The following is a 12684-nucleotide window of genomic DNA, read 5'->3' as shown; positions in this document are numbered from 1 at the left end:
GTCGCTACTCTCGAACACCAGAGACGAAAGATCGAGAATGGTCGCTCAGTCGGCCGGCTGAACCGTCCGCTCTTCACCGAACGGATCGTACTCCTCGCCACCGCCCTCGTAGAACTTCTGGAAGAACTCGACGTACTCCAGACGAAGCATCTGGATCCCTGCTGCGGTAATCCCCAGCAAGAGAACCAGAATGTGCCCGAGAACGAAGACGACGATGGCGCCGATGATCGCGATTGCCGAGAGCAGAATGCCGTCGCCGGCGTGAACGAGGCCGACGAATCCGGGCGTAAGCTCTTCGGCACCGTACCCCGATATGTCGGTGATGTGGAGCCCGGGGTAGTTGAAGTAGGTGTATCCCTCCGACGTTTCGTACGCGCCGAAGACGAGCAGGTTGACGGCGAACGCCATACCACCCTTTGCGAGCAAGACGGCGACCATCCGCAGGTACGAGAGGACGTGACCGAACGCCCACGCCGGAATCTCGAAGACGCCGGCGATTCCCTCTCCGACGCCGACCATCACGCTCCCTACGAGGAACATCGCGATTCCGAGGATGCCGACGATCTCCGGAAGCCCTGCGAAGCCGAGCGCGAAGTGCTCGGTCTGATAGAGGATGCTCTCGGTTCCGGCGATGAACTCCGGTTTCATTCCGGAGGCTGCCAGGTCGATACCGAGTCCGTGATCGAACGCACCGGCGTCACGGTGGCTGAATATCCAGAGGAACGCGCCGTTCATGGCGAGCAGCCAGGACAGCCGTTCGTAGACGGCCGCCTTCAGTCCGTGTTTGAGTTCGTTTGCGAATCCCATGACGAGTCCGATGTTGAGGTGAATAATTCCGAACGCGAGGCTCAGAACGATCCACAACAACGCCCAGTCGGTGATCTGCAGTCCCTTCGAAAGCGTCCCGGCAAACGGCAGGAAACCGAGTCCGACGTCCGCCATGTGGATTCCGAAGAAGTCGTCGTACAGATAGCCGAAGATAATAGTAAACGCACCGGCCCAGATACCGATCGTCCCCAGGGCCTTGCCCGTATCGGAGTCGAACACTTTCCAGCAGCCGTATCCCATCAGCATGTAGAGGATACCGTAGCCGATATCCCCGATCATGAACCCGAACGCGAACGGGTAGGTCAAAAAGACCAACAGCGTGGGATCGAGTTCGCTGTACTTGGGCTGGCCAACCATCTTGACCAGAAGCTCGAACGGTTTCGCCGGCGTCAGGTTTTCGAGAATAACCGGCGGATCGTCGTCCATGGTCACGGCTCCGCTTCCGTGGCCGGCGGACTTCGCGGTCGTTCCGCCGTCGGTAGCGGCTTTCCCCGCGGCTGGCTGTGTGGATTCGGCTTCGGCTTCGCCTGTCGCGTCTCCGCCGTTTCCATCGCCGTCGCCACCGCTTCCGGTGTGGACTTCAGCACCGTGGTCGTGGTCGTCGAACTCCGCGACCTCGAGCTCTTCGATTTCGACGCTGTCACCGACGGCCTCGGTCAGCGCGTCGACGAGCCGATCGTACTCCGTTTCGGGAATCCATCCCTCAGCGACGAACGCTCGGTCCGTCGTCGCGAACTGAAGCGGCGCCTCAGCGCGCTGTACCTCGATGGTCAGCTCCTCTTCGACCCGCAGGAGAAACCCGCCGTCTTCGAATTTGATCTCCTCGAGATCGGATTCGACCCGCTCGAGTTCGTCCTCGAGTTCGCGCTTTTCCTCGGTGAGATCGCGAACGTACTCGTCCGGACTCTGTTCGGTCTCTGGAACCGGGTGACGGGTGAACTCGACGCCGACGAGCGCGTCGTCGATCAGTCCATCAGTTGGTTCGTCGTCGTCGGGCGCTGCGACGATTGCAACGACGTCGCCGCCGGTGAGGAGTTCGAAAGCCCGGATCTCGTCTGCGTCCTCGAGGGCGGCTTCGACCGCACTGGTGGGACCCTCACCGACGAGAACGTCGACGGAGTCGTACCCGGAGAGGAGATCGAGATCGATACCGAGTTCGGCAAACGGCTCGACGCGGTCGATCTTCTCGTCGATCACCCGGCGCTGTTCGCGGATCTCCGAGCGCTGGTCGTCACGCTCGTTGACGCGCGTCCGTATCTCCTCGAGTCGTTTCTCCCAGTCCGTCCCGACCGATCCGGTCGCGACGTCGTCCGGAGAGAGATCGAGCGTACTCTCGAGTGCCCGGACGGTTACGAGCTTCTCGGAGGCGTCGTCCGCTCCTTCGACCGGGTTTCCGTTGTCGAACCCCTCCCACGAACCGTCGTAATCCGAGAGGTGGATCAGGTTTAGCTCGTGAATCGTTTCGATGACCGTGGGCATGACGCCCCGCGAGCCGGCCATCGAGACCTTGCTCATCCGCTCAGGTCTGAACATTGACGTCCTCCTGGAACAGGGACACGACGTGATCGGTCACGTCGTCGACCCGGTCCTGGGCACGTTCGCTGAGCGCGATCCGCTCCTGTTCACCCGCTTCGAGGATGCGCTCGCACTCCTCGTCGATCTCATCGCGTGCCTCCTCGAGGCGACGCTCCTTGAGATCGCGCGCGTCCTCTTCCGCGTCCGTGCGAATCTCCTCGGCACGTTCCCGGGCCTCGGCTATCCGCTCGTCGCGGTCATCTTCTGCCTGTGCGACGATCTCGTCGGCCTCCTCTTCCGCCGACGTAATTCGTTTGAGAACCTCTGGCCTCGGCATACTCTAAGCAATCCAAGCTTTGCAAGAGCGCGTATATGGTAGTTGCGAAAGTCACTCGCCACTCGACCGGACTGATCGGACCCGAAAGCGGCGTCGACGAGGAGGCTGACCCGACTCGAACACACAGTTGTCCGGAGCAGTAGACATATCCCGATCGACGCGAAAATCGACTGTAATGGGAGTTCTCGAACACAAGGGTCGTGCTCGGCTGTTCTACAAGTATCTCTCGACGGTCTACGATCGGGTGAACCCGTTTATCTGGACCGAAGAGATGCGCACGGACGCGCTCTCGCTTCTCGAGTTCGAACCCGAGATGACCGTCCTCGACGTCGGCTGTGGAACCGGCTTTGCGACCGAAGGGCTGCTAGAACACGTCGACGAGGTCTACGCGCTTGACCAGAGCGAGCACCAACTCGAGCAGGCCTACGCGAAACTTGGCAAGCGGGCCCCGCCGGTCCACTTCCACCGTGGTGACGCCGAACGACTGCCGTTTGCGACCGATACGTTCGACGTCGTCTGGTCGTCGGGATCGATCGAGTACTGGCCGAATCCCATTCTCGCTCTCCGTGAGTTTCGTCGGGTGCTGAAACCGGGCGGTCAGGTGCTCGTCGTCGGTCCGAACTACCCCGACAACCCTCTCACGCAGAAACTCGCTGACGCGATCATGCTCTTTTACGACGAGTACGAGGCCGATCGCATGTTCAAAACGGCCGGCTTCGAGGACGTCAAACACGCGTTTATGGGGCCACAGTACGATCCGGACGTCGCGATCACGACGATCGCTCGCGCGCCCGAGTAGGCTTATCCCTTCGAACGGCACGTTCATCCCTCCCGAACCGGGACGAACGCCCCGTCCATCGCCTCGAGTTCTCACTCTGCTACGGTCTCGAGCGTCGCGAGACGGTGACCGTCGACGGAGAGCGACACCGAAACCGAGTCGCCCGAATTCGGTGACGGATCGTTGTTCCGTGCGACGGTCAGACTCGCGTGTTCTCCGCTGTGCCACGTCGGATCGGACCGCTCGTTGAACGGACCGCTCGGTGTCCCCTCGAAGCCGTTCGCGCCGACGAACGGTACTGGCGGCTGTTCCGATAGCCGAGTGTCGTCGACCGCGACGACGATCGAGAGTTCGCGGACGTCGAGCGACTCACCGGCGACGTGTTCGATCACGATTTCGTTCTCGTCGCCGTCAACCGAGAGGTCGAACGCGGCGGTCGGTGCCGTCGATCCGAGGGACAGCGACGCCGCACCGACTGCGACGATGGCGGCCAGACAGACGGTGATCGCCACGAGCGCGACGACGCCCACGACCGGGCTCAGGGCGCGCGAGGTCGTTCTCGAGCGAGCGTCTGGAGGTGACGGGGAGGCGGCTCCGTCGATCACGGCTCGCTCTGGCCTCGTCTTGGAATTTAAACCTCTGGACGGATTGAAGACGACTGCGGTTCGTGTGACGTGAAACAGGTCTGCCTATCCGCCAGGCGTCTCGGTCGTGACGTTGATACCGCCGGTCTGTGTCTCGGCAGCTAGCTCGTATTCTCCGATCGGTGGGATGATCCACAGCGTTCCGTCGCTCTCGGTCTCCCCGAGTTCGTGTCCGTCAACGGCGATCGTCGACGACTCGGGTTCGCCCGTTTCGGCGTCCGTAACGGTCACTTCGACCGGACCGTTGGCTGGTGTCGTTCTGGTCGATAGTTCGAGACCGTCCTGGCTCCACGTTTCGTGCTCTTTGATCGGCAGCGAATCGATCGATAGCCTCTGCAGTTCGCGGTAGACCTCACCCGTTCCGCCGTCGATGTACATCCGAATATCGAACTCGTTTGCGGTAAAGCTGATATCGTGAATGGATCCCGCCGCAAGGTAGTTCGGGGAGCCGTGCTCGGCGGCCCACGGGTAGAGTTCACCCGCGTAATCGTAGGCGTCCCGATCGGTCCCTGCGAACTGATCCGGTGCCTCCGGATCGTAATTGTCGAACCGGGTCGTCTCGGAGATGTAGGTTTCCCCCTCGATTATCGAGAGCCGATATCCCTCCTCGGACGTCTGGATCAGAACCTCGAATCGATCGTCAGCCTCGAGATCCGCACTCGATGCCGCCAGCTCCGACTTGATCGTGGTCCGGTGGGCCTCGAGCGCTCGCGTGTTCTCTCTCACCTGATTGGAAGATAACGAGTAACCTACCACGTCGTCCGCCCGCTCTTCGAGCCGGTCGAGACCGTCCAACAGCACTGACGCTTCGTGGTAGATCTCCAGAAGCGATCGCACCAGCTCGTCGTCGGATTTCTCGCCGTTTGCGTGCTGGCGCACGACGGTTTCCTCGCGTTCTTCGAGTTCGGCAGTCCGATCGGTGATCCGGCTGTGTGCCGCTTCGATCATCTCCTCTCGTTCGGTGGAGCTTGCGGTGTCGAACCCGCGCTCGACGAAGACGTACTGTTCGTGATCGACCCGAAGCTCCTCGTCGGTGCTCGCGAAAACCGAACCGAGATTCGGAGTCGCCCCGGCGTAGCCGTGGGTCGTCTCTCCGAGCTGAAGCCGGTTCGTCGTATTCTCGATCTCGAGGGGCGTTCGCGGGACGTCGTCCTGGACGCTTCCGTCTGGCTCGCCGGATCCATCGAGTCCGGAATCGGCTGCGACGATCGCCATCGCAGGGAGCGAGCAGACGAGAAGCAACGCGAGGAGGGCAGGCGTCGCGCTGTTCATCGGCCCACCGTACGGGCTCCTGATACAAAAGGGGGTCGTCCTCCGGACGAGAGACGTAGTCCGTGATTACCGAGCGGCGGTCGGTCGACCCCTGATTGCGCTCGATCGGCCGAATCGGACCACTCGTTTAGGGCCGGACTGACGCTGGAATAGAGGCACTCTCGTGCGTCGAGACGATTTACGACCGCCGGTAACGTTTTATTTTCGGATGGAAAGTGTTTTTTCCCCCGAGAAACCACTCGTTGAACGTATGCGGTTGTCCACCGCGGTCACACTCGCCCTCGCAGCCCTCCTCGTTACGTCCCTGCTGGGGGTAGCGCTTGCCGCTCCGGTAGCCGCGCTCGGGGCCGAACCCGAGTCCGGAACGGTCTCCGGCGCAGACCCTCCACACGAATCACCGTCCCTCTCCTCTCTCGAGTCGGGACAGGTCCCCGAGCCCTCTCTCACGACCACGTCCAACGAGACGCCGCTTCCATCCGCCGAGCCGTTTCAGGTGATCCGGATCAACGTCAGCGACGACGGCGACGCTCGCTGGACGATCGAAAGCCGGTTCGTCGTCTCCGAGGAAGCCGACGAGGAACTCCTCGTCGAGCACGCCGACTCCGTTTCGAGCGGCGACCGAGAGGTCGGCTACGACGTCGCGCAGTTCGAGCCGTTCGTCGACAGTGCAGCCGGCGCGACCGATCGCGAGATGACCCTCGAAAACGCCGGCTGGAACGCTCCGCACTTCGAGGATCCACCCGAGGACGCCGATCTTGACGACGACGCTCGGATCGGCGTTATTTCGTACTCGTTCACCTGGACGAATCTGGCGACCATCGACGACGGGCGGATCTACTTCGGAGACGCCTTCCAGTCGTCGGCCGGAACAAACATCGACCTCGTCGACGGCCAGCGTCTGGTCATCGAGTCCCCACCGAACTACGGCCTCGAGACGCCGACGCAACTCACCTGGGACGGACCACACCAGTTCGAAGACGGCGATCTCGAGATCGTCTTCCTCCGGGGACACGTTCCCGACACCGGCGGTTCCTCGCCCGTCGTTCCGGCTGCCGGCGCAGTGGTCGCTCTCCTCGTCGTCGGCTACCTCTTTTATCGCTTCGGACGAATGTCGTCCGGCGACGGAATCCTCCCGCAGTCATCGCGATCGGAGCCGAGCGCTGCCGAGAGCGAGCTCGAGGAGACGGTGACGCCCGCCGGCGAGAACGGCGGTAACGAAGTCGCATCCGAACGGCCGACGGCTGGTGGCGATGACACGCCGGCCGGAACCAGCATCGAGTATCAGGAAGAACTCGAAGAGGACGTTGATCTCGAGCTGTTGAGCGATGAAGAACGCGTCCACCGTCTACTCAAGCAGAACGGCGGAAGGCTGAAACAGGCTACCATCGTCAAAGAGACGGGCTGGTCGAACGCCAAGGTGTCGCAGTTACTCTCACAGATGGACGACGACGAGGAGATAGACAAACTCCGAATCGGTCGGGAAAACCTCATCACCCTCCCCGAAGTTGATCCCACGGAAGTCGAGTGAACGACAGTCCCCGCTCACATCAACGATCACGGCGCGGCCGGAGTTTCCGTCCTCCTTTTTGTGGGACCTGCGTGAACCGTGGTATTTCTGCTACGCTAAGGGTGTCCGCTCGACGACCTGTCCGTCGTAGCTCGGGTACTGCTCGACGATCTCTCCGTCCTCTATGTCACCCTCCTCGATCATCTCCTCTAAGAGCCACCAGGCGACCTCGACGTGGTTCGTCTTGACGGTGTAAAATTCCTCGGGGACGCCCAGGGAAACGAGACGGGCGGGATCGGTGGTCGTCTTCCCGTAGACGAGCGTTCCGTCGTCGGTGACGTCGTCGAACTCCCGACGAACGTTGCGAGCCATTCGCTTGAGGCGCCGCCGGTGCTGGGCCGCGTCTTTGAACACCGACGTACAGAAGTAGACGCGTTCGTGATCGCCCATGGTCTCGAGGATCTCTTCTCGAGAGCCGTCGACGGCGCTCATGTGGCCCTCCTTGAGTTCGAAGCCTTGCGTTTGCATTCGGCGGTAGTTCCCCTGTGACATCTCGAACTCGTTTACGTTGCAAAACTCCGCTGCACCCTCATCGAGGAACTCGAGGAACTCCGTCTCGGCACGAATACCGGGAATTTCGAACGCCGGTGTGAGTCCTTCCTCGCGGGCGACGTAGAGAACGTCTTCCCACTCTGTACCGTGGAGGTCGCCCCACTGCTCGTACGGCGGGTGGAATCGAATCTCGTCGAGCCCGGCCTCGGAGAGTTTGCGCATGTTCTCTCTGCCGCCGGTGATACCGGTATACAGGTGCGTGTGGTGATCCTCACCGAACTCGTCTTTGAGCAGCGAGAGGTAGTGACAGGTTCGCTCCAGAGCTTCTTGGGGCTCGCCGCCGGTGATCGAGGTGCCCAGTGCGTCCATTCGGTGGGCTTCCTCGAGAACGTCCTCGTCGCTCTCGACGCGCCGTTCGTTGGCGTAGACGTCGGTGACGTTCTTTCGATTCTCACCGAGCGGGCAGTAAAAGCAGTCGCGCTGGTCGCAGTAGCCGTAGACGAACAGGACCATCTTTCCGCCGCTTGCACACTGCTCACAGCCCCTGGAGATCATTCGACTAGCTGTAGCCGGTCGAGCCTCAAAAACGGTGCGAAACGATCGTCGGCCGGCTCCGTTCTCCAGAAGAAGGATATAGCGTCGTACCCAACCACGATCCGATGCTGTTGGTCCTCTGTGTCGACCTCGATGACGACCTCGGTCGAAAGACCGGCTTTTCGACGCCGGTGATCGGCCGCGCTCCCGTCGAAGAGGCGGCCGTCGCACTCGCGACGGCGGACCCCGAAGACTCCGACGTCAACGTCATCTTCCAGGGGCTCCACGTCTACGACGATCTCACGGAACGCGACGAGAGCGTCGAGGTCGCTGTCGTCACCGGAAACGACGAGGGCGACGTCGACGCCAACCGCGAGGTGGGAGACGAAGTCGACACCGTCCTTGCGAGTCTCTCGACGGCGGAGGACGTCACCGCGCTCGTGATCACCGACGGGGCACAGGACGAATCGGTTATTCCGATCATCCGCTCGAGAGTCCCGATCGACGGCGTTCGCCGCGTCGTCGTCCGCCAGGCACAGAACCTCGAGTCGATGTACTACACGATCAAACAGGTCCTCGACGACCCCGAAACTCGGGGAACCATCCTTATCCCCCTCGGAATCCTTCTGTTGATCTATCCGCTCGCGCTGATCGGGAGCGCCCTGGAGCGACCCGGGTTCGTCCTGGGCGCGACTTCTGCGCTCCTCGGCTTCTACCTGATCTCGAGAGGGCTTCGTCTGGGTGACCGGCTCGACGCCGCCGTCGAACGCGGCCGACGATCGCTGTACGCCGGTCGGACGACGATCCTGGCTTACGTCGTCGCCGCCGTGCTGGTCGTCCTGGGGATCGTAAGCGGACTGAACGAACTCGAGGCGGTCCGAGAGACGACGGCGACGGAGGTCGGCGCGCTTGCGAGCGTCGCCGCGTTCGGATACGGATCGATCCAGTGGATCGCAGCCGCCGCCGTGACGACCAGCCTCGGCCAGATCACCGACGAGTACATCGCTGACTCCCTCGAGTGGCGGTATCTCAACGCACCCTTCTACGTGCTCTCGATCGCGATCGTTCTGCAGGCCGTCAGCGCCTTCTTTCTCGACCGGGTCGGCACGACCTATCTCGCGATGGCCCTGACAGCGGGGACGCTCCTCGGGATCGTGAGTACGCTCACGTTCGCAGTTGCCGAGTCCCGGCTCTCTGACTCGGGCGATTCGGGCGAGACGCACGATCCCAAACGAGCGTAAGCGGTCGCCGGTTATCGCTGTCGCGTCTGGTGAACTCTTCGAAAAGTCACCTCGTTCCAGGTCGCTCCGTCACCGTTCTCGCTCGACGACGAACTCCGCCAGATCGAGCAGGTAGCCTCTCGCTTCGGGATCCGAAACGTCGACGCGCTCGAGGGCGTCGATCGCCCGATCGGCTTCGGTCCGCGCGCGGTCGTTGGCTTCTTCGGGCGTCAGGTCCGTGACCTGTACCACCGATGGGCGCTCGAGGACGGCGTCGTGTCCGGTCGGTTTCCCCAGGTCATCTGCGTCTGCGACGGCGTCGAGGACGTCGTCGCGGATCTGGAAGGCGACGCCGACCCGTTCTGCGTACTCCCCGACCGCTTCGACGGTGACGGGATCCGAATCGGCGGCGATCGCGCCCAGTTCCGCCGCTGCTCGAAAGAGGGCACCGGTCTTGCGTCTCGCGAGAGTCATGTACTCCTCCTCGCAGTCCGGCTGTGCCGACAGTTCGGTCGCTTCACCGATGCCGAGTTCGACCATGGCCTCCGACACCACGCGCGTCGCGTGTGGATCGGCGGAAAACAGCGCGAACGCTTCGCCAAGGAGCCCGTCGCTCGTGATGATCGCGGGTCCGTGGCCGAACTCGGCCCAGGCGCTCCCCGTCCCGCGGCGAAGCTCCGACCGATCGATGATGTCGTCGATGACGAGCGAGGCGTTGTGAACGAGTTCGATACCGACGCCGAAGTCGACCGCGTCCTCGGCGACGCCGCCGACCGTCTCGCACGTCAGGATGGTAACCATCGGTCGAACCCGTTTCCCACCCGACAGTGCGACGTGGCGAACTTCTTCGGTGAGCGTCTCGGGCTCGAGTCCGTCGATGACGTCGACGAGACGCGCTTCGACCAGCGCCCGACGGCGCTCCAGAAGTTCCATTGCCGGTCCTTAGGAGAGGGTGAAAAAGTAGGTGACGGTTCGAAAAGGGTCCCGATCGGATACTCGCTCGGGCCTACTGGAACTCGGCGGTCAGGGCGGGGACGACGTCGAAGAGGTCGTCGTGAATCGCGTAATCCGCGATATCCATGATCGGCGCGTTCGGATCGGTGTTGATCGCCACGATCGTGTCCGACCCTTTCATCCCCGCGACGTGTTGGACCGCACCGGAGATCCCGATCGCGATGTAGACGTCCGGCGTGACGACTTTCCCGGACTGACCGACCTGGCGGTTCTTCGGCAGCCAGCCGTTGTCGACGATCGGACGCGAGGATGAGACCGTCGCGCCGAGTGCATCAGCGAGGTCGCGAATAATCTCCAGATTCTCTTCCTCGTCGATCCCGCGGCCGACGGAGACGAGGACTTCGGCGTCGCTGATGTCGACGTCGCCGCCGGCGACCTCTTCGAAGCCGGTGACGTTCGAGCCGAGTGCGGACTCGTCGATCTCGGGATCGAACGACTCGACCGTCGCATCGCCGGTCCCTTCGGCAGCCGGCCACTCAGCACCGCGGATCGTAACGACGGCCTCGCCCTCGAGTGCGACCGTCGTCTCGACCTTGCCGCCGTACATCTCGCGTGTCGCCGTGAGCGCGTCGCCGTCGCTCTCGAGGTCGATCGTGTCGGTAACGATGGGGAGTCCCAGCCGGTTGGCGACGGCCGGCGCGTAGTCGAGCCCGTTGACGCTGTTCGGTACCAGGACGTACTGCGGGGCGAGTTCGTCGAACAGCTTTGTGACCGTCTGGCTGTAGACGCCGTGGTTGAACTCCTCGCCGTGATCGACGGTGTGGACGGCGTCGACACCGTCACGGTTGCACTTCTCTGCGAACCCGTCGACGGTTCCGCTGATGACGGCGACGTGTAGCTCGCCGCCCGTCTCGGCCGCGAGTTCGCGGCCCGCGGTGATGACCTCGTAGCTGGCGTCGCGTACCTCGCCGCGACGGTGCTCGGCAACGACGAGTACGTCCGTCATTGTGCCACCCCTTTCTCACGGAGCAACGCAGCGAGCTCGGAGGCCGTGTCGTCGGCTCCTCCCTCCCAGACGGTCACGTCGCTTTCGCTCTCGGGTTCGTACATCTCCGTCAGCTCGAGCGTCGGTTCGACCGTGTCCTCGTCGATTCCGAGTTCCGCCAGGTCCGCCACTGCGAGTTCCTTTCGCTGTGCCTGACGAATGCCCCGAAGGCTCGCGTACCGCGGCTCGTTGATCCCCGTCTGGATCGTCAATACGGCCGGGAGTTCGACGGTCGTAAGTTCCTCGACGCCGCCCTCAAGCTCGCGTCGCAGCGAGACCGCGTCGTCGAACTCGCGCTCGAGATGGTTGACGACGGCGGCCCACTCGTAGCCGACGGCGTCGGCTACGGAGACGCCGGTCGCACCGAAACTATCGTCGTCCGCCTGGACGCCCGTCAGGACGAGATCCGGCGCTTCGTCTTCGACGACGGCACCGAGAATCTCCGTTTTCGCCCCGACGTCGAGCAGATCGGAATCCGCGATGGCGTCGTCCCAGACGCGAATCGCCCGGTCGGCACCTTTCGCAAGCGCCTGCCGGATGGTCTGTTCACAGTCTTCGGGACCGATCGTGACGGCGACGACCTCGTCAGCGATGCCCGCTTCCTGAAGCTGAACTGCTTCTTCGATCGCGTAGTCGTCCCATTCGTTGAGATCGACGTTGAGAGAGCGATCCGCGATCGTGGTCCCCTCGATGTCGAACTCGTCTTCGACGGTCCCGACTTCTTTGACCGTAACGAGGATTTTCATCGTTCATCACTCCAACCGCACTCCCGTAAACGTTTTCGAAACGGGACTTCCCTCAGTTGGTGTTTACAAGTGGCTGGCTAGGGCGCCCGCTGTCGGTCGTGACGCCCGCTATGAGACGGAAACGGTTTAACGACGCCACCGGTACTACGTATATGGCAGACTGTCCACTCGCCGACGACTGTCCGAGCTTTTCCGAACGGATCTCCGGGATGGGGTGTCAACACTACGGGGACCGCGGTGGCAAAGAGTGGTGTCAACACTACAGCCAGCCGATCGACGATCTCAAAACCCAGCCGGTAAAGTCGGGCGAAGAGGTCGTTATCGACGTTGTCGACATGCACGAAAGCGGTGCCGGCGTCGGTCGAACCGAGGACGGATTCATCGTCATGGTCGACGGCGTGTTGCCGGAGGCCCGCGCTCGAGTCGAAATTACGCGAGTTCACAGCAATCACGCACGCGCCGAAGAACTCGAGATTCTTCCGCTCGAGGACGACGCGGACGAAGCGGATGGAACGGACGACGAGAGACCGGTAGATGGAACGACTGAGGCGGACGGCACGGACTCAGACGGAACCGCCAGTCGCGGCGAGCGCGAGCATCTCGGCAGTCGCGAAAACTTCTGGGGCTCCTGATCGAACGGTTCTTGACGAACCCGGCGTGGACAGTCACGGAGGCCGCCGTCCGTCCCGACCGAAACGCGGTCGATTCGGACACTGCAACAAGAGGTAAATGTCTGTTTATCGTGGTATACG

General features: G+C 62.5%; 12 protein-coding genes. 4 read left to right on the top strand and 8 right to left on the bottom strand.

Annotation, left to right across the window (positions count from 1 at the left end; translation table 11 throughout):
• Positions 1 to 45: 45 nt before the first annotated feature.
• The gene (locus EA462_RS11655; protein ID WP_243641405.1) at positions 46 to 2361 is read right to left on the bottom strand and encodes a V-type ATP synthase subunit I; all 2316 of its coding nucleotides are present in this window, start codon (positions 2359 to 2361) and stop codon (positions 46 to 48) included.
• On the bottom strand, positions 2348 to 2680 hold the full coding sequence (ahaH, locus tag EA462_RS11650) for an ATP synthase archaeal subunit H (protein ID WP_124178743.1): 333 nt from the start codon (positions 2678 to 2680) through the stop codon (positions 2348 to 2350). The genes EA462_RS11655 and ahaH overlap by 14 nt, the downstream gene beginning before the upstream one ends.
• Positions 2681 to 2855: 175 nt before the next feature.
• On the opposite strand from ahaH, the gene EA462_RS11645 reads away from it, so the two are divergent.
• Positions 2856 to 3479 (top strand): methyltransferase domain-containing protein, encoded by a 624-nt coding sequence (locus tag EA462_RS11645; RefSeq protein WP_124178742.1) that lies wholly within the window; start codon positions 2856 to 2858, stop codon positions 3477 to 3479.
• A gap of 71 nt (positions 3480 to 3550) precedes the next feature.
• Here EA462_RS11645 and EA462_RS11640 read toward each other — a convergent pair whose 3' ends face one another.
• Both EA462_RS11640 and EA462_RS11635 read right to left on the bottom strand, forming a co-directional pair.
• Complete coding sequence (locus EA462_RS11640) at positions 3551 to 4063, bottom strand: type IV pilin N-terminal domain-containing protein (protein WP_341538906.1); 513 nt, start codon at positions 4061 to 4063, stop codon at positions 3551 to 3553.
• Between the two features lie 84 nt (positions 4064 to 4147).
• A complete protein-coding gene (locus tag EA462_RS11635) occupies positions 4148 to 5374 on the bottom strand; it encodes a DUF7096 domain-containing protein (protein ID WP_124178741.1) in 1227 nt (408 codons plus the stop codon).
• A gap of 250 nt (positions 5375 to 5624) precedes the next feature.
• Here EA462_RS11635 and EA462_RS11630 point away from each other — a divergent pair, with 250 nt between their 5' ends.
• Positions 5625 to 6902: a helix-turn-helix transcriptional regulator gene (locus tag EA462_RS11630; RefSeq protein ID WP_124178740.1), complete on the top strand. Its 1278-nt coding sequence runs from the start codon at positions 5625 to 5627 to the stop codon at positions 6900 to 6902.
• A gap of 90 nt (positions 6903 to 6992) precedes the next feature.
• Here the strand turns inward: EA462_RS11630 and EA462_RS11625 are convergent, their stop codons facing one another.
• Positions 6993 to 7988 (bottom strand): radical SAM protein, encoded by a 996-nt coding sequence (locus EA462_RS11625; RefSeq protein ID WP_124178739.1) that lies wholly within the window; start codon positions 7986 to 7988, stop codon positions 6993 to 6995.
• Positions 7989 to 8092: 104 nt separating this feature from the next.
• On the opposite strand from EA462_RS11625, the gene EA462_RS11620 reads away from it, so the two are divergent.
• Positions 8093 to 9208: a DUF373 family protein gene (locus EA462_RS11620; protein ID WP_124178738.1), complete on the top strand. Its 1116-nt coding sequence runs from the start codon at positions 8093 to 8095 to the stop codon at positions 9206 to 9208.
• A 69-nt stretch (positions 9209 to 9277) separates the two neighbouring features.
• Here the strand turns inward: EA462_RS11620 and EA462_RS11615 are convergent, their stop codons facing one another.
• The 3 genes from EA462_RS11615 to EA462_RS11605 all read right to left on the bottom strand — a co-directional run bounded on the left by EA462_RS11615 (position 9278) and on the right by EA462_RS11605 (position 11932).
• Complete coding sequence (locus tag EA462_RS11615) at positions 9278 to 10120, bottom strand: polyprenyl synthetase family protein (RefSeq protein ID WP_124178737.1); 843 nt, start codon at positions 10118 to 10120, stop codon at positions 9278 to 9280.
• Positions 10121 to 10193: 73 nt separating this feature from the next.
• A complete protein-coding gene (locus EA462_RS11610) occupies positions 10194 to 11147 on the bottom strand; it encodes an electron transfer flavoprotein subunit alpha/FixB family protein (RefSeq protein WP_124178736.1) in 954 nt (317 codons plus the stop codon).
• A complete protein-coding gene (locus EA462_RS11605; protein ID WP_124178735.1) occupies positions 11144 to 11932 on the bottom strand; it encodes an electron transfer flavoprotein subunit beta/FixA family protein in 789 nt (262 codons plus the stop codon). Before EA462_RS11605 ends, EA462_RS11610 begins: the two co-directional genes overlap by 4 nt.
• Positions 11933 to 12084: 152 nt before the next feature.
• On the opposite strand from EA462_RS11605, the gene EA462_RS11600 reads away from it, so the two are divergent.
• Positions 12085 to 12564, top strand: a complete 480-nt coding sequence (locus EA462_RS11600; RefSeq protein WP_124178734.1) for a TRAM domain-containing protein — start codon at positions 12085 to 12087, stop codon at positions 12562 to 12564.
• Positions 12565 to 12684: the final 120 nt, after the last annotated feature.

Source organism: Natrarchaeobius halalkaliphilus, assembly GCF_003841485.1.
Lineage (GTDB): Archaea > Halobacteriota > Halobacteria > Halobacteriales > Natrialbaceae > Natrarchaeobius > Natrarchaeobius halalkaliphilus.
Note: the sequence above shows the minus strand (reverse complement) of the source record. Positions and strands in the feature narration are given on the sequence as shown.